Source organism: Mesoterricola sediminis (assembly GCF_030295425.1).
In the GTDB taxonomy this organism is placed as follows: Bacteria; Acidobacteriota; Holophagae; order Holophagales; family Holophagaceae; genus Mesoterricola; species Mesoterricola sediminis.
In genome coordinates this window covers 1,431,726-1,446,744 of record NZ_AP027081.1, presented here as the reverse complement: position 1 = coordinate 1,446,744, position 15,019 = coordinate 1,431,726, and the positions used below count along the sequence as shown (strand labels likewise).

Sequence of the window (15,019 nt, the reverse complement as noted above, 5' to 3'; positions counted from 1 at the left end):
GCGACCCGCACCTACCGGCGGGTCGGGGAGGGGGAGACGGTCAAACGGGGCGGGACACTCACCCAGCCAGGGACGCCCTTCATTCCGGAGCTCATCCGGCTGGGATCCGCCGCACTCATGGCCCCAACCCCGCAGTGGCAGGACGAGGCTCAGCGGATCTACGGGCATCTCCAGGCCATCCGGCGTTTCGGACGCCCGACCATGGGACAGGTGATCGATTTCGACCGCTTCCCCGGGGAGGGCAGGTGAGAGAATGGGGGGAACCAATCCGAGGTGCAGAATGGACTTCCCCGCAATGCCTCCCATGCGGAACTTTGGCCACGAGATGGTCGAGCTGCTGTCCGCAATCGAAAAGAACGGATCGGATTCGCTCGCCCAAGGCCGGATGCTCATCGAGCAGAATTTCGTCATCATTTGCTCGATTCAGAATCCTGGTCTGGCGATGGATTCAGACGAATTCCGCACACGTCTGCGAGCGATTCGGACTTCCGTTCACGCAGTTCTCCGGTCGGAATAGGGAAATACCAGATCAAGCCAGGGACCCTCTCAACCTGCTCCTGGACGATCTGTCGGATGGCCTCGATGTCTCCCGGCGTCAGGGTCATTTCTTCTCCTTTGTGGTTGTGGAAAGGCCCGGGCTCTGCCGGGCAGACGAGGCTCATGCCGAAGCCTTTTCAGTGGAACCATGATCGAAACGGTCAGGGATCGGGGGAATCTGGCCGGGCCTCCAAAGTTTCGGCTTCAGCACCCAGCAGGGCACCGCACCCCCGGAGGCGTAATGGATCAGGACGGCCAAGTCAGCCGAGCAGGGGCCTCCGGCAAGCGCCCGGTGAATGGTGGCAACGTGGACACCACAGGAATCAGCGAGGGACCAAGCAGACGCCCCATTCGGGAGGTTGAATCTCATGCCTCCAATTATCGCACAGACTGCGATATTCGCAAGAGTGAATCTCGCACTTGTTGCGAAATTGCAATGGATGCAACAAGGCATCACCATTTGGGGATGAGCAGACCTCGGAAACAAAGGCCCGATGATATTTGGCCGCAACGGCTTTTTGTCCTAGGCCTCATCGATGCAGAGGTCTCCAGCGGAGTAGTCACCTACGAGGACCTCGCAAAAGAATTTGGCCTCGGGACGACTTACAGCCTTCTTACCGGGTGGCGCTATAATCTTGACCGCAAGCCAGAAAGGGCAGTGGTGGAAAAAATCGCCAAGCGATACCACATCAACCCTTGGGATGTATATAACCCAGCCCCTGCCCAGCCAGTAGTGAAGGACGAACTGGCGCTCGCATGTGAGGCATTGGAAGGCGCCATGGGGCAAGATGTCGTAGGACAGTTGACTGACGAGCAAAAGCTCCATGCCTATCGAGTTGCGATGGCGGCGGCGAGGGCAGTGCTGTCACAATAGGCGGATGCAAAACCCGGATTGGTTTGGCAACTCTTACCCAGATTTTCATACCATGCTTGGCCTAGCAGAAGAAAATCGGATTGGGGTCGGTTTTGCCGACGTGCCCTTTGGGCTGTACTACCCAAATATCATGGGGGTGAGGGTAATCGTCATCCCCAATGGTGTATCCCCGCTTATGAGGATTTGGGCCCTCGCCCATGAGCTCGGCCATGCCTTTCAGCACTCTGGTGCCAAAGGGTCTCTTTCATACCGGAAGGAAGAGGTTCAGGCTAGCCGATGGGCAGCGCAGGCCTTAATCCCTATTCAAAGAATCTGTATGTACCAGAACGCATCTATTGATGCATTTATTGGTGCGCTATCAGCTCATTATGAGGATATACCTTTTGAAGATTGCCCAGCACGCGACCTAGCGGCCAGTATAGCCAAATATCGACTATCTGCACTCGCCCAGGAGGTGGCATGAAAAGGATTATAGCTTCATCTACTCTTTTGCTGATTCTGATGCTGGCGTGTTTTTGGCATTTTTATTGTGTCCATGACCTTGCAAGATCTGTGAGTCTTGTTCCGTTTGAAATGTCACATTCTCAAACAGAAATCGCGAGCGGGTTAAAATATTGGCCACCAGGATGCAGGTCTTACCTGAGTGGGCTATGCATTGAAGTCCAACAAAGACTCCGCCACCAGAAGGCTTGGGGGATCGGAGACTCAGACGTATTCACCAAATACCGGCATGCCGAACTTGCGATCAGAATGAACCCCAAAGGCGTTCAGGAGGAGGCCGATGTTTATCTCATGGCCATGAGAGAAACTGTTGAAGAGATGGAGAAAAGGAATGGACACCACTAAAGGGAGAGACAAAATGCCCAAGTACGAGCACCAAGCTGTGGCTCTAAAAATCAAAGATAAAGTTCTTGCCTTCACCAGGAAGGACATCTTGAGCGGGATCTCCGAAGAGAGTTCAGAAGTCCTGGACGGGTTGGGCAACGATGGCTGGGAGATGGTGGCTGCGATACCGTTCTCCAGCGGCTCAGGCGGGCTCTTGAGCGGGCCGATGAGGACAGACTGCGTCCTGGCATTTTTCAAACGCCAGGTCTAAACGAAACCTTTCTCAATCCACAAAGCCCTGCAAACGCAGGGCTTTCTTTTTGCCTGAGAGATTTTCGCATCTTTTGCGATATTCGCCCTTGACGAGTATCGCATCTTGTGCGACATTAGGGTATCGCACCACCGATCCATCACGGATCAACCCCAACCCGGAGGCCTCATGAAGTAGCCGACAAGATCCCCCGCGCACCAAGGGCCTGGGGGATCGCGGCTGGGGGCCAGCTTCAGATCTTCGACAACACGGGCGTGAATGGTTTCGACAGGTTGATGGAACACATGAGCGCAGGCGCGGGTTGATCGGTTGGCCCGCTCATCAAGCCGATCAAAAGAAAACTGCCAAGAACGTCTTCACCTTCGTCCGCAGCTTCTTCACCCCCCATTCCGAACAGGAGTGGGCCCCCGTCGCCCTCCCGGCGGCGGCCTGATACCCAACATGCTCTGGGGATGACCCAGGCAGACCGGACCCGGCCCCGGAGAACACCAGGCCGGGTGGTGGAGGTGGCGAAAGTCACCCTTGCATGAAAAGCCTGTGAATCGCGATTGTTTCTCTCTTCTTGGACGCGGGTTCGACTCCCGCCACGTCCACCAGACGCAGGCGCACCGGACGTGCAGCAGGGTCTCATAAGCCCAGCTCGCAGGGTTCAACTCCCTGGCCTGCTACCAGTCCCCGCACTGCCGTTGATTCGGCATCGGGCTTGAGTCTCCCTTGACTGGGAGCCCTGCTTGGAAAGCTGGCAGCCGGGAAAGACCGGCACCTTCATTCCCCAATCCCAATCCCATCTTCGACCCCTGGCCGGGGTCCTTAACCAGCGCCCAACGGCGCCATGGAGGACGTGTGTCTCATGTCCACGATCATCCCGTTCCGCAGGATCCCTCCTCCCCCTCCTCCGTCCCCGCGCAGCCCCAGCCCGATCCAGGTGAGGCCCGCAGCGTGAAGTCCGTCGAGATCGGGTTCTTGGTCCTGGACAGCTACCACTTCCAGAGTCGCCCCAGGTCCTTCAAGCTCCAGGTCTCCGCGAGGCGCGGGGTCTTCTACGGGTTCTGCAAGGTCCCCCTCTATGAGGTCCCCGGCGAGGTCTGGACCATGGAGGAGGCCGAGGCCCTGGAGCACCCGTTCATCATGGGCATGGTCGAGAACGCGAAGCGCGACCTGGCCGAGAAGGTGAGGCAGGCGCTTGAGGACGTGGCCTGATGTGCGCCCCGGTCCCCACCCCCGAGATCCAGGCCCACATGGCGGCGTATTTCCTGGAGAAGAGCAAGGCCAACCCTGATCCGCTGCTCCTGGACGAATACCTCCACCGCGCCCGCGTGGCGCAGCTCCGGCAGACCACCCGCGACCGGATCATCAACGCCGCCCCGCGCGGCCAGATGGATCCCGCCCTCGCAGCCATCCTCCGACCCCAGTCCACCCACCTGAAAGGAGTCATCCAGTGATCCCCGAAACCGAGGGTACGTCTGCCCTCCAGACCCTCCCGTCCAGGGTGCCGAACACCGTCTCCATGGAGCCGACGCCCATGGGCCTACTCCAACTGGCCATGAGCCAGGGCGCCGACCTTGACCGCCTGGAACGCCTCATGCAGATGAAGCGCGACTGGGAAGCCGACGAGGCCCGCAAGGCCTTCAACAAGGCCTTGGCCGCGTTCAAGGCCAACCCGCCCACCCTCCGCAAGAACAAGGAGGTGGACTTCACCGGCAAGACCGGGATCCGCACCCACTACCGCCACGCGACCCTGGATGAGGTCGCGGCCCAGATCGGCCAGGCGCTCTCCCCCCACGGGCTCTCCTTCCGCTGGAACGTCGAGCAGAAGGGGCCGCGCGTCCACGTCACCTGCTACCTCCAGCACGAGATGGGGCACAGCGAGACCGTGACCATGGACGGGCCCGCTGATGACAGCGGCAACAAGAACGTCATCCAGCAGGTGGGCTCCACCGTGACCTACCTGGAGCGCTACACCCTCCTGGCCATCACCGGCATGGCCGTCAAGGACCAGGACAACGATGGTCGGCCCCCCACGCCGCGCCCCGAGGCCAGCGAGAAGGAACTGGACCTGGATGCCGAGGTCGCCAAGATCAAGGCCGCTCCCGACACCAAGGCCCTGGCCGCCATCGTCAACGCCGCCTATGCCACCGCCCAGAAGCACGGCGACCGTGCCGCCATGGACGCCATCAACGCCGCCAAGGATGCCCGACTCAAGGAGCTGCGGCCCCAGCCCACCCAGAAGGGAGGCCAGAAGTGAAGCCCTTCATCGAGCGCATCATCAACGTGGAGCAGGGCTCCGACGAGTGGAAGAAGGCCCGCGCCGGGCGCGTCACCGCCAGCCGGATCAGCGACATCCTCGCCAAGGGGAAGAACGGAGCCGAGCCGGCCTGTCGCAGGGACTACAAGATGCAGTTGGCCTGCGAGATCCTCACCGGGGTCCCCCAGGAGGACACGTTCTACTCCAAGGACATGCAGTGGGGCAACGAGCAGGAGCCTTATGCCCGCGCCGCCTACGCGGCTGCCGAGGGCGTCCTGGTGGACGTGGTGGGCATGACCATTCATCCCAAGTCCGACCGCTGCGCCGCCTCCCCTGATGGCTTGGTGGATTGGGATGGGAAATCCTCCCCCAAGCGCATTGTGCAGTTCAAGTGCCCCAAGACCGCCACCCACATCGGCTACATCGAGGCCGGTGTGGTTCCCAGCGACTACAGGCCCCAGATGTATTGGGAGCTTGCCTGCACCGGGGCCGAGGTCAACGACTTCGCCAGTTTCGACCCCCGCCTTCCGGAGAACATCCAGCTTTTCATCGTCCCTCTTCCCCGCGACGAGCAGGAGATCCAGAGGATCGAACGGGAAGTTGACGTGTTCCTTGACGAGGTTGACATCCTCGTCGCCAAGCTCCGCAAGCTGGGCCAGGAAGAGCCCCAGGAAGGGAGCGCCGCCTGATGGTCATCCGTGCCACCCCCAAGCCTGTCGTGCCCCTCGTGCCCGCCCAGGCGCGGCCCCTCGCGCTGGACGAGGCCGACACCCTGCGCCGCGGTATCCCCCTGGACGGTGCCGCCGCCCCTGCCCTGCCCGAGTCCGAGCCCCTGGAAGGCACCATCGAGCCCATGGACCTCGTGAAGATCGAGGAGGAGAAGGTCCAGGAGATCTTCACCACCGAAGGGGCGTTGACGCCCATGCTCAACACCCTGGCCGAGCACGTCCGCAAGGCTGCCGCCATGCTGGACGCCAGCACCCCCAAGGGGCGGGAGGCCATCAAGTCCCTGGCCTTCAAGGTGGGCAAGGTCAAGAACCACGTCGAGGAAACCGGCGTGGCCCTGAACCGCAAGCTCAAGGCCCTTCCGACCGCCGTGGACAAGAACAAGGCCGGCTACAAGGCATTCCTCCAGAACCTCCAGGACGAGACCCGCAGCCCTGTCACGCGCTGGGAGACCGACCAGGAGCGCCAGCGCACGTTCATCTCCAACATCCAGGTCACCCCCATGCAGGTCCAGGGTGCCCCCCAGGAACTGCTCAGGGAGACCCTGGCCGGGCTCAAGGCCCTGGACCTCACCCAAGCGCCGGACTTCGCCCAGGAAGCCACCCAGGCCCAGGAAACGGCCATCCAGGAGGTGGAGTCGATGCTGGCCGCCAGGGTCCAGGCCGATGCCGACGCTGCCGAGCTGGCCCGTCTGCGCCAGGAGAAGGAGGAGCGGGACCGCAAGGAGGCCGAGGAGCACCGGGTCCGCGAGGCCGCTGAACAGGCCCGCCGTGAAGCCGAGGCCAAGGCCCAGCGCGAGAAGGACGAAGCCGAGCGCAAGGCCCGCGAGGCCCAGGAGGCCGCCGCCCGCGCCGAGCAGGCCCGGAAGGATGCCGAAGCCGCCGCCGAGAAGGCCAAGGCCGAGGCTGAGGCCAAGGCTCAGGCCGCCGTGGAGGCCGAGCGCCAGCGCCAGGCTGAGGCCGAGCGCAAGGCCAAGGCGGACCAGGAGGCCCGCGAGCGGGACCAGGAGCACCGCCGGAAGTTCAACCAGGAGGCCCTGGCCGAGATCGTGACCGCCATCCGTGGCGCCGATCCCAACGCCCACGGCCTGGAAGGGATGGCCAAAGCCGTCCTCACCGCCATCGCCAAGGGGTTGATCCCCCACGTCCAGATTCACTACTGATGCTCATCCTTCTCTCCATCACCCTCCTAATCCTGGTCATGCTGTGGTCTCAGATCTCGGGACACGCCGGCCAGCCCTGGCACAACGATGTGCGGGCGCACCAGGAGGGCATCCCCGGCGGGGGCGCTGATCCCACCAGCGAGCCGGGGTTCACACAGAGGGTCGCTTCTACGTCCCTCGGGGTCTTCGATCCGCGCTTCAAGGTGGATGAACCGGTGAGGGCGCCGTCCTGACCTCCGGCACCGATCCTCTGAGGCCAAGCGCGTCCCCCCGCGCGCTTGGGTTGAGTGGATCCACCTCACCCCCAACCAACCACAAGGAGCACCATGCAGACCACGATGTACGAAGGCCAGATCGCCCAGCGGATCTTCCAGGGCAAGAGCCAGGCCGAGATCGATCAGATGATGGACGCGGCCCTGCGCCCCGGCGAGGAGGTGATCTCCCGCGTCGAGCTGGACAAGCCCACCGTCCACGCGCTGAACCGCCACGAGCGCAGGAAGGCCGCGAAGCTGGCCAGGAAGGGGCGGTAGGCATGGACCATCTCTTCGATCCCGAGGACTACACCCAAGCTATCCCCAAGAAGGAGGACCCGTTTCCTCCCGGCTACTTCAAGGGCAAGCCTCGCCCCGACCGCGACAACGAGGACATCAAGCGCCTCGTGGTGGAGGAGTGCATGGAGGACGTCCTGGAGTGGTTCAACGAGGAGAAGGACGAGGAGGAGCAGGAGGAGATCCGCGAGCAGCTCCTGGACGTCCTTGATGACTTCTCGGATGGCTACGAGATGGCCAAGACGCTGGAGGATCGCCACTTCTGGGACGCCAATTCCAGCCTGGTCGAACTCCTGGACGGGGTCTCCTCCCACGAAGTCCACGGCAAGGCCGTCCTCGCCTGGATCCGCGACAACGACGTGAAGCCCAAGCTGGCCGTGGGAGCCCAGGTCAAGGTGAAGAAGTGGAGCCACGACAAGGACACCCTGGACGGAGAAATCATCAAGATCTCCGAGGACGGGCGCTACACGGTCTTCATCCCCAGCCAGGGGCACGTTCGCTCCGGTTGCGGAACCCACGGCCAGATCTTCGACTGGGAAGAAGTCGAAGCCCTGAATCCGGCGGCCTGACCATGGCCGGCCTCCCCTACCCCAAGAGGGTCACGTACAGGAACCCCCGGATCCTCGACGCGGCCAGGGAGTGCGATACGTGCCAGAACCCTGAGTGCGGCGCCTACATGCCCAACCAGATCGTCGCCTGCCACTCCAACAACCTGGAGGACGGGAAAGGCGCAGGGCACAAGGCCCATGACGTTCCGGCGTTCCTGTGCCCGATGTGCCACCACCGCGTGGACGGGAGGCCCGAAGGCGGGCCCCTGCTCCCGAGGGCAGAGCGGGACCGGATTTTCTATCTCTCCGCTTACCACACCACGCTCTGGCTCCTCCAGAGCGGAACCATGAAGAGGGTTGCATGATCTGGACTGATTACCCCGGCGGCAGCGTCCGCAGCGACGGCGCCAAGGTGGGCGAGTTTTTCATGGCCCAGGGCGGACCTCCCGAATGGTGGGGCTACCCCGCCGGCTGGAGGCCCAGGGGCGGCATGGACGCCACCGGACCCTACCGCACGCGCCAGGAGGCTAAGGACGCGCTCTCTTCTGCGCTGCCCTTCCAGGATGACGAGGGGATCCCCGCATGAGAGACCCGCACCGGCATGACCTTTTCTGGGCGGGCGCCCTCCTCGTTGTGATGTGCGCCCTGATCCTCGCCGCCAACATCTACAGCGACGCCAAGCTCAACTCTGCCCAGGCCGAATGGAACGCCAGGAAGGCCCAGCGATGAGCACCCGCAAAACAGGATTCCTGCGCCGCGTCTGGTGCCCCGCCGATTTCGAGGCCGCCATGGTCCGGGATATTTTCTCCGCCACCCGCGACCAGCTCATTCGCCTGGTCCTGCTCCAAAAAGCCGTCCTGATCGCTGAGGAGGACCGCGTCTCCAAGTCGATCAGCCAGACCGGCGGGACCCCGCTGGAACGCACGGCCTGCCTGCACATGTCCAGGGCAATCGAAGCCTCCCCCCAGCACATCCGAGAAAGGAGCGTGGTCAATGGCTGACCGCATCGAATCGGAACCCCATGCTACTCGCGTCATCGCGGACTTCATCAACGCCCTGGCGACCGAGATCCGGCGCACCGCCAAGCCCGATCCGGTCATCACCCCCGAAACGGTAATCCCCTGGCTTGAGGGCCACGTCACCATCGATCACCTCGTCATGGGCGAGCGCAAGGCGGAAGCCTGCGCCGAACAATACGAAGCGAGAGCGGACAATTTGGCCAAGGACTTGATCGAGGCCAACAAGTGGATCGTGAAGGCCCAGGCCCGCGCCGAGAAGACCGAGGCCGAGCGCGACGCCGCCTTCCAGGAGGGGCGCACAGGGGCCGAGGGCGCCGCCGTGGAAGCCATGAACCGCATCCAGGAAGTGTTCGACGCCCATTGCCGCGCCATCAACCGGTCAGAGGGGAGGGACGCCGATGCCGTGGGGCGGATCCCCGCATCCTGGCAGCCCATCGGGGTGATCCTCTACAAGTGGCGCTCCGGGAAGCTCCTCCAGGAGCCCAACCGGGACTTCATGTCCGAATACGCCCGCCTGACGGAGCAGCTTCAGGACCGCAAGGGGACCATCGTGGCCGAGAATCGGCAGCTCCGCGCCGAGCGCGACGCCGCCCAGGCCCGGGTGCGGGAACTGACTGAGCGCCTAGCGCTCATCGAGGCCGAACTTGGGATCAGCCGTGGATAAGGTCGTCCGATTCCAGGCCAAAGTGATGGTGAATCCAGACACGGGATGCTGGGAGTGGCAAGGCTCAAAAGTAAGAGGCTATGGCCAGTTTTGGGATGAGGGGAAGCTGGTCCTGTCCCATCGATTCGCCTACGTGAACTGGGTCGGGCCTGTGCCAGAGGGGAAGGAACTCGACCACCTGTGCAGAAACCGGGCATGCTGCAACCCCTCTCATCTTGAACCCGTGACCCGCAAGGAGAACATGCAGCGGGCTCCGGTCAACCTTCCCAAGCCGTTCTGCCTCCATGGGCATCCACAGACACCCGAGAACGTGAGGTATTGCTTCCGCCGTGGCGATTACCGGCGCGTGTGCAAGGTATGCGCCTCGATTCAGGACAAGGAATACCGGAAGCACTACGTCAGGAAATCCAGGGCAAAGAACAGGAGTTCCGAATGAGCGACCCCATCATCAACGCCATCAAGGAAATGAAAGAGCGCCTGAGCCGAATCGACGCCGCCCGCGAGGGGGAGCCGCCGATGCCGGACAGGATCATCGGACCGGATGGCTCCAGGTGGGCGCACCTGCCGGATGTGGAAGCCTGGGGCCGCCAGGGCTGGGACGCCGCCGCCGCGCTGCGGGTGGAACTGGCCGAGGTGACCGAAGCCGCGCAGACCTACATCGAGCAAATCCACGAACTGGAAGCCCGCCACGAGGCCCATGAGGGCGTGGTGGAGGAGGTGCCGAAGGACGTCCCCGCCGAAGGCGATGACGTGAATTACGACATCCTCCGCAACTACGCCACCCGCCTCCGCGCCCGCCTCATCGGGACCATGGACCGCGAGAATCGCCTAAACAAGGCGTTGCTGCTCGGACAGAAGAACCTCCAGGCCGAAACTCTGCGCACCTCCAATTTGGCACGATTGCTGGTTGATGTGCGGCAGTTCGTCAGTCACAAGGACGCCTGCGCCGTCAATACAGACGGTTCCTCGGCTTGTAATTGTGGGCTGAGCGCTTGGCTGGATGAGGACAGACGGGTTCGCTGCTCCCCACTGAACGACGATTGGAAGAATGCCCTGGACAAGGCCCGCGAGGAAGGCCGCGCCGACGCCGTGCGGGTGATTCGGATGCTGGAGCCGTTCGTGGGACACGTCCAGCCGTGCGAATACGAAGCGGATGATCCCGAGCACACCTCCTGCACCTGCGGGGCGTTCCTGGCCATGGAAGCCGCCGCGCCCTTCATGCCGAAGGAGAACTGACATGAACCCCATCGAGAAGCTGAAAGCCCTGGAGGCCAACGCCAGGCCGGGACCGTGGCATCCCAGCAAATCGCCATACACCGAGAGCACAAGCTGGCTGGTCTACCGGCCCGATCCCGCCGGGGGCACGACCGCCCACACCCGGAAGGCGGACGCCGACCTGACCGCCGCCCTCCGCAACCTCGCCCCGGAGATCCTGGCCGTGCTGGAGGTGGGGAGCCTGTGGAACCACAGTCGGGCCACTGGCAATGAACTGGTCCGGGCCATTGATGCCTTCGAGGCCAAGGCCGCCGCGCTCCTGGAGGCCCAGCCATGAGCACCAACCAGAACTCCCCCGGGTGCTTCGGCTGCATCGCCTCCGTCGCCCTCTGCGCCATGCTGTTCGTGGTTCTGGGGCTGGTCCTCAAGTTGGTCGTGATCGCCTTCATGGCTGGGTGGGGGGCCCTGTGAAGGCCATCGATCTCTTCGCAGGGGCCGGGGGCTTCTCAGAGGGTGCCCGTCAGGCAGGCCTGGATGTGGTATGGGCCGCCAACCACTGGAAGTTGGCCTGCGACGTCCACGAGGCCAACCACGGGATCAAGCCCAAGTGCCAGGATCTCCACCAGGCCGACTGGACCCAGGTCCCCGCCCACGACATCATGCTCGCCTCCCCGAGCTGCAAGGGCCACTCCAAGGCCAGGGGGAAGGACCGTCCCCACCACGACGCCCAGAGGGCCACCGCCTGGGCTGTGGTGAGCGCCGCGGAGTGCCACCGCCCCCGCGCAATCGTGGTGGAGAACGTCCCCGAGATGGCGGAATGGGTGTTGTTCCCGGCTTGGTGCTCCGCCCTGGAGGCCCTGGGCTACACCCTGAGCGCGGAGATCCTGTGCGCTTCCAGGTTCCAGGTCCCCCAATTCCGGGAGCGCCTGTTCATCGTGGCCGCGCGAAAGCGGTTCGTCTTCCCCCCGGTGCCCACGACCGACGCTGTCCCCATCCGGACGGTGCTGGACCTTGATGGGGGAGAATGGCTCCCCTGGGAGGCTTCCAAGCGGATTGCGATGGGGGTTGCTCCGTTCGAGCCCAAGCCCATGGCCCGTATCCTGGCTGGGCGGAAGCGCCACGGTGACCGCCCGTTCTGGGTTCCCTACTTCGGGCCAACGTCAATGGGTGGAGCGTTGACCAGCCTATCTGGACCATCACCACGCACGACCGCTACCGGCTCGTGAAGGGTGGCCTGACCCGCATGATGAACGTCCAGGAAACCCTGGGGGCCATGGGGTTCCCGTCCGACTACCGCCTTTCCGGGAAGCACAAGGAAGACATCAATCTCCTGGGGAATGCCGTCTGCCCGCCCAAGGTGCGATGGCTCCTCCGGCACGTCATGGAGCAGGTCGCATGAACCCCATCCGCTACCCCCACCCCGCCGAGAGGGAGGATGTGATCCGCCCAGTTCCGGCCTCGCACCTCGCGAACGAGATCTCCCGCCTTGAGGCCAGGCTGCGCGACCACATGGCCATGCGCCCCGACTGGCGGCACCTCCAGGCCAGGACGGTATGGGCCCAGGACAAGGCGCTGATCGAACAGGACCTCCTGATCCTTCGGCGCCAGGAGATGAGCCGGTGGCATCCCGTGGACGGGAGGACGGCATGAAGCACCGTCACCTCCAGAAGGAAAGGGCCTACGCGAGGAGTCGCTACCGCCGTCTCGTGGAAGCGGGCCTATGCTGCCAGTGCGCCAAGGTCCCGCCCATGGAAGGGTCCAAGCGGTGTGGGACCTGCCGCTCCAAGAACCTGGAAGCCTCCAGGAACCGCGCCCGGAAGATGCGTAAGGCCTGGGCCCTCCTCAAGATCTGCGTGTGCTGCGGTCAGCGTGAAGCCATGCCCAACCGTTCCCAGTGCGGCGCCTGTGCCGATGCCAGGGATGAACTGCACGAGAAACACCGCCTCCAGAAGAAGGCCGCCTGATGCCCATCTGCATGAGGTGCCACCGCTCCCTCAAGGACCCCCAGTCCATTGACAGGGGCTTTGGCCCTCATTGCTGGGCTCTCATCCAGCAGGAAACCACGGAGCTATTCCAGGGCTGGGATGAATACCAAACGTCTGACGCGCTGTCAGAGAAAGGGATCGCATGAGCGAGGAATTCAAGATCGGGGATCGGGTGTTCCACCTTAGTGACAGCCACAACCCAGACCCCGGGGTCATCACCCACGTCCATGGAAGGTGGGCCAAGGTGGACTTCGACCGTGATGGGCCGGAGGAATGCCATCTTGAGAACCTGCGCCACTACCGCTACCCCGAAGCCACTGAGGTGGATGACACCCCTGCCACCGAGCCCACCCATGAGGAATCCCTGCGCATCGCCCTCAACGCCCCCGCCCACCTCAACTGGGCCGGCCTGATCGCGGAGGTCCAGCGGATCCGCTCCGAGGTCCCGGCGCTCCACCGCGAACTCGCCGCCGCTCACCGCAGGGTAGAGGAATTTCGGCAGTCCCTCATGGAGAGCGAACGCCAGATAGCCCAGCTCGCCAACCAGCGCGACACGGCCAAGGACGAGGCCGACCGGCTCCGGTGCGAGCTGGACGTGGAGCGGGGCAAGGTGGCCAACCTCCTGGAAGGGCAGCAGAACCTGGCCCAGCTCATCCAGGACATGGAATCCCAACTGGAGGACATCCGAGCCCTCCGAAGGGCCCAGAGGATCACCCAGACCTACCCCGATATGGCGCATGAAGACCTGATCGACGCCCGTCTCGGGTTGACCGCCTAGCTTCGCCGGCTCCCCGGGAGCGGAGCCATCAACCCCAACCAGGACGCGGCCCGGCGCTCCTGTCCAGGAGCCACGATGCCCGACTGGGTTTTGATCGCTACCTACATGGTCGCTACGACCATCTGGATCATCCGGCTTGAGAACCGGATTTTCACCCTCGAAACCAACAAGCGCAGCCGTTGAGGCTGTCCAGGCGCATCCCGCGCCAGAAAGGAGGAACCCATGGCACGCAACCCGAAGCCAATTCGAAAGCCGAGCCGGAAGCAACCCTGGCACAAATGCTTCGACTGCAAGGGCACAGGGGAAGATCCAGACTTCGGAGAGGGATGCGCCTGCTGGACCTGCGGCGGATCCGGGCTCCTGTCCCGCGAACCCAACACCACCATCACCATCCGGTAACGGATGCCCACTCGCACTACCCAAGGAGGCCGCATGGCCAAGCCCCTTCACATCGCCGTTTCCCCTTTGACCAATCGCATCTTCCCCGGGCATTGGGGGCAGGACGCGCCCCGGCGCATGCGGGTGGACGCCGCCTCCCGGGAGGCCATGCGTTACGAGCGCCAGGCCGTGGCCATGGGCACCCGGTTCCGCGTCTTCACGAACTCCATGGCCGACTTCTTCGAGGACCGCAGAGACCTGGATGCCGACCGGGCTAAGGCCCTGGAGGTGATGTTCCGGACCCCCCACTTGGACTGGTTGATCCTCACCAAACGGCCCGAGGCCATCCTGGGCCTGCTCAAACGGGCCGAGCGCGAAACCGATTCCACTGGATGCTCCGACTGGATCCGGCGCTGGCTTGGGTGGGGCCAGAATCGTCCCATCCCCCCGACCAACGTCTGGCTTGGCACAACCGTGGAGGACCAGGAACGGGCCAACCAGCGGATCCCATACCTGCTCCGGGTTCCATCCGCCGTGCGGTTCCTGTCCTGCGAACCCCTTCTGGGTCCGGTGGACCTGACGCGCCTGGGCTCTGGGCTCGACGCGCTGAAACCCCGGCTCATTACCAGCAACGGGGCTTTCCTCCAGCACCCCGATCCCAGAGTCCCCAGCTCGGGCGGAACCTGGGCCTATGGCTTGGACTGGGTGATCTGTGGTGGCGAGTCCGGACCCCACGCCCGTCCCATGCACCCAGGCTGGGCCAGGGGACTGCGCGACCAGTGCGCTGCCGCCAGAATCCCCTTCCTGTTCAAGCAGTGGGGGGAATGGGTGCCGGAGGACCAGGAACCATGGAGCGGGAAGCGATGTGAGCGTTGCTGCCCATGGCCCGAGGATAGGACCAGTGCGGCGAAGGTCGGCAAGCACCTTGCTGGTCGCGTCCTGGACGGCATCGAGCACAACGGATACCCCACCGCCCAGGCCACGGCCTGAGCCTGTCCATCTGGAGGAACCATGCCCTTCGATCCTGAAGACGCCATGCCATGCGGCGAGTGCTGCGTTTGTGGCGAATATCTGGACCACCGCGACCTTGGGGTCTGCGGCGAGTGCGGCCAAGGATTCCACTTCAACCGGTGCGGCGGCTGGGGTGCGTCCGAACACCAGTGCAACAACTGCAAGCCCGATGAGACCCGCGAATTCGGCGAGCCCTATTAACCCTCATGTCTAGGCGCAGCCGCGTCAGAAAG

Annotated in this window: 28 protein-coding genes and 1 other RNA gene; 28 read left to right on the top strand and 1 reads right to left on the bottom strand. The window is 63.7% G+C overall.

Annotated features, from left to right (window positions below; translation table 11 throughout):
* Positions 1–410: 410 nt before the first annotated feature.
* Positions 411–605 carry a hypothetical protein gene (locus R2J75_RS06265; RefSeq protein ID WP_316411294.1) on the bottom strand — a complete coding sequence of 65 codons (195 nt, stop codon included), beginning with the start codon at positions 603–605 and terminating at the stop codon, positions 411–413.
* 173 nt (positions 606–778) lie between these two features.
* On the opposite strand from R2J75_RS06265, the gene R2J75_RS06260 reads away from it, so the two are divergent.
* The 28 genes from R2J75_RS06260 to R2J75_RS06130 all read left to right on the top strand — a co-directional run bounded on the left by R2J75_RS06260 (position 779) and on the right by R2J75_RS06130 (position 14,987).
* Complete coding sequence (locus R2J75_RS06260; protein ID WP_316411293.1) at positions 779–1,411, top strand: hypothetical protein; 633 nt, start codon at positions 779–781, stop codon at positions 1,409–1,411.
* Positions 1,412–1,415: 4 nt separating this feature from the next.
* Positions 1,416–1,874: an ImmA/IrrE family metallo-endopeptidase gene (locus tag R2J75_RS06255; RefSeq protein ID WP_316411292.1), complete on the top strand. Its 459-nt coding sequence runs from the start codon at positions 1,416–1,418 to the stop codon at positions 1,872–1,874.
* A gap of 369 nt (positions 1,875–2,243) precedes the next feature.
* Positions 2,244–2,507: a hypothetical protein gene (locus tag R2J75_RS06250; RefSeq protein ID WP_316411291.1), complete on the top strand. Its 264-nt coding sequence runs from the start codon at positions 2,244–2,246 to the stop codon at positions 2,505–2,507.
* Between the two features lie 250 nt (positions 2,508–2,757).
* Positions 2,758–3,103, top strand: a transfer-messenger RNA (tmRNA) gene (gene ssrA / locus R2J75_RS06245).
* Between the two features lie 247 nt (positions 3,104–3,350).
* Entirely contained in the window at positions 3,351–3,707 is a 357-nt protein-coding gene (locus R2J75_RS06240; RefSeq protein WP_316411290.1) for a hypothetical protein, read from the top strand.
* Positions 3,707–3,949: a hypothetical protein gene (locus R2J75_RS06235; protein ID WP_316411289.1), complete on the top strand. Its 243-nt coding sequence runs from the start codon at positions 3,707–3,709 to the stop codon at positions 3,947–3,949. The genes R2J75_RS06240 and R2J75_RS06235 overlap by 1 nt, the downstream gene beginning before the upstream one ends.
* A gap of 80 nt (positions 3,950–4,029) precedes the next feature.
* A complete protein-coding gene (locus R2J75_RS06230; RefSeq protein WP_316411288.1) occupies positions 4,030–4,752 on the top strand; it encodes an ERF family protein in 723 nt (240 codons plus the stop codon).
* Positions 4,749–5,441: a lambda exonuclease family protein gene (locus tag R2J75_RS06225; protein WP_316411287.1), complete on the top strand. Its 693-nt coding sequence runs from the start codon at positions 4,749–4,751 to the stop codon at positions 5,439–5,441. The genes R2J75_RS06230 and R2J75_RS06225 overlap by 4 nt, the downstream gene beginning before the upstream one ends.
* The gene (locus R2J75_RS06220; protein WP_316411286.1) at positions 5,441–6,640 is read left to right on the top strand and encodes a hypothetical protein; all 1,200 of its coding nucleotides are present in this window, start codon (positions 5,441–5,443) and stop codon (positions 6,638–6,640) included. Before R2J75_RS06225 ends, R2J75_RS06220 begins: the two co-directional genes overlap by 1 nt.
* Before the next feature lie 326 nt (positions 6,641–6,966).
* Positions 6,967–7,170 (top strand): hypothetical protein, encoded by a 204-nt coding sequence (locus R2J75_RS06215; RefSeq protein ID WP_316411285.1) that lies wholly within the window; start codon positions 6,967–6,969, stop codon positions 7,168–7,170.
* Between the two features lie 2 nt (positions 7,171–7,172).
* Positions 7,173–7,757: a hypothetical protein gene (locus R2J75_RS06210; protein WP_316411284.1), complete on the top strand. Its 585-nt coding sequence runs from the start codon at positions 7,173–7,175 to the stop codon at positions 7,755–7,757.
* Between the two features lie 2 nt (positions 7,758–7,759).
* Complete coding sequence (locus tag R2J75_RS06205; RefSeq protein ID WP_316411283.1) at positions 7,760–8,101, top strand: hypothetical protein; 342 nt, start codon at positions 7,760–7,762, stop codon at positions 8,099–8,101.
* Positions 8,098–8,322 (top strand): hypothetical protein, encoded by a 225-nt coding sequence (locus R2J75_RS06200; protein WP_316411282.1) that lies wholly within the window; start codon positions 8,098–8,100, stop codon positions 8,320–8,322. The genes R2J75_RS06205 and R2J75_RS06200 overlap by 4 nt, the downstream gene beginning before the upstream one ends.
* Complete coding sequence (locus tag R2J75_RS06195; RefSeq protein ID WP_316411281.1) at positions 8,319–8,465, top strand: hypothetical protein; 147 nt, start codon at positions 8,319–8,321, stop codon at positions 8,463–8,465. Before R2J75_RS06200 ends, R2J75_RS06195 begins: the two co-directional genes overlap by 4 nt.
* Positions 8,462–8,737, top strand: a complete 276-nt coding sequence (locus R2J75_RS06190) for a hypothetical protein (RefSeq protein ID WP_316411279.1) — start codon at positions 8,462–8,464, stop codon at positions 8,735–8,737. The genes R2J75_RS06195 and R2J75_RS06190 overlap by 4 nt, the downstream gene beginning before the upstream one ends.
* Complete coding sequence (locus R2J75_RS06185) at positions 8,730–9,419, top strand: hypothetical protein (protein ID WP_316411278.1); 690 nt, start codon at positions 8,730–8,732, stop codon at positions 9,417–9,419. The genes R2J75_RS06190 and R2J75_RS06185 overlap by 8 nt, the downstream gene beginning before the upstream one ends.
* Positions 9,412–9,855 carry an HNH endonuclease signature motif containing protein gene (locus R2J75_RS06180; protein WP_316411277.1) on the top strand — a complete coding sequence of 148 codons (444 nt, stop codon included), beginning with the start codon at positions 9,412–9,414 and terminating at the stop codon, positions 9,853–9,855. Before R2J75_RS06185 ends, R2J75_RS06180 begins: the two co-directional genes overlap by 8 nt.
* Entirely contained in the window at positions 9,852–10,655 is an 804-nt protein-coding gene (locus R2J75_RS06175; RefSeq protein WP_316411275.1) for a hypothetical protein, read from the top strand. Before R2J75_RS06180 ends, R2J75_RS06175 begins: the two co-directional genes overlap by 4 nt.
* Position 10,656: 1 nt before the next feature.
* Complete coding sequence (locus R2J75_RS06170; protein ID WP_316411274.1) at positions 10,657–10,971, top strand: hypothetical protein; 315 nt, start codon at positions 10,657–10,659, stop codon at positions 10,969–10,971.
* The gene (locus R2J75_RS06165; RefSeq protein ID WP_316411273.1) at positions 10,968–11,105 is read left to right on the top strand and encodes a hypothetical protein; all 138 of its coding nucleotides are present in this window, start codon (positions 10,968–10,970) and stop codon (positions 11,103–11,105) included. Before R2J75_RS06170 ends, R2J75_RS06165 begins: the two co-directional genes overlap by 4 nt.
* Positions 11,102–11,860 carry a DNA cytosine methyltransferase gene (locus R2J75_RS06160; protein WP_316411272.1) on the top strand — a complete coding sequence of 253 codons (759 nt, stop codon included), beginning with the start codon at positions 11,102–11,104 and terminating at the stop codon, positions 11,858–11,860. Before R2J75_RS06165 ends, R2J75_RS06160 begins: the two co-directional genes overlap by 4 nt.
* A gap of 17 nt (positions 11,861–11,877) precedes the next feature.
* The gene (locus R2J75_RS06155) at positions 11,878–12,033 is read left to right on the top strand and encodes a hypothetical protein (RefSeq protein ID WP_316411271.1); all 156 of its coding nucleotides are present in this window, start codon (positions 11,878–11,880) and stop codon (positions 12,031–12,033) included.
* Positions 12,030–12,284: a hypothetical protein gene (locus tag R2J75_RS06150; protein ID WP_316411270.1), complete on the top strand. Its 255-nt coding sequence runs from the start codon at positions 12,030–12,032 to the stop codon at positions 12,282–12,284. The genes R2J75_RS06155 and R2J75_RS06150 overlap by 4 nt, the downstream gene beginning before the upstream one ends.
* Entirely contained in the window at positions 12,281–12,598 is a 318-nt protein-coding gene (locus R2J75_RS06145; RefSeq protein ID WP_316411269.1) for a hypothetical protein, read from the top strand. Before R2J75_RS06150 ends, R2J75_RS06145 begins: the two co-directional genes overlap by 4 nt.
* Complete coding sequence (locus R2J75_RS19825; protein WP_394365885.1) at positions 12,598–12,765, top strand: DUF6011 domain-containing protein; 168 nt, start codon at positions 12,598–12,600, stop codon at positions 12,763–12,765. Before R2J75_RS06145 ends, R2J75_RS19825 begins: the two co-directional genes overlap by 1 nt.
* A complete protein-coding gene (locus R2J75_RS06140; RefSeq protein ID WP_316411268.1) occupies positions 12,762–13,397 on the top strand; it encodes a hypothetical protein in 636 nt (211 codons plus the stop codon). The genes R2J75_RS19825 and R2J75_RS06140 overlap by 4 nt, the downstream gene beginning before the upstream one ends.
* Before the next feature lie 432 nt (positions 13,398–13,829).
* The gene (locus tag R2J75_RS06135) at positions 13,830–14,765 is read left to right on the top strand and encodes a DUF5131 family protein (RefSeq protein WP_316411267.1); all 936 of its coding nucleotides are present in this window, start codon (positions 13,830–13,832) and stop codon (positions 14,763–14,765) included.
* 21 nt (positions 14,766–14,786) lie between these two features.
* Positions 14,787–14,987 carry a hypothetical protein gene (locus R2J75_RS06130; protein WP_316411266.1) on the top strand — a complete coding sequence of 67 codons (201 nt, stop codon included), beginning with the start codon at positions 14,787–14,789 and terminating at the stop codon, positions 14,985–14,987.
* The last annotated feature ends 32 nt before the right edge of the window (positions 14,988–15,019 follow it).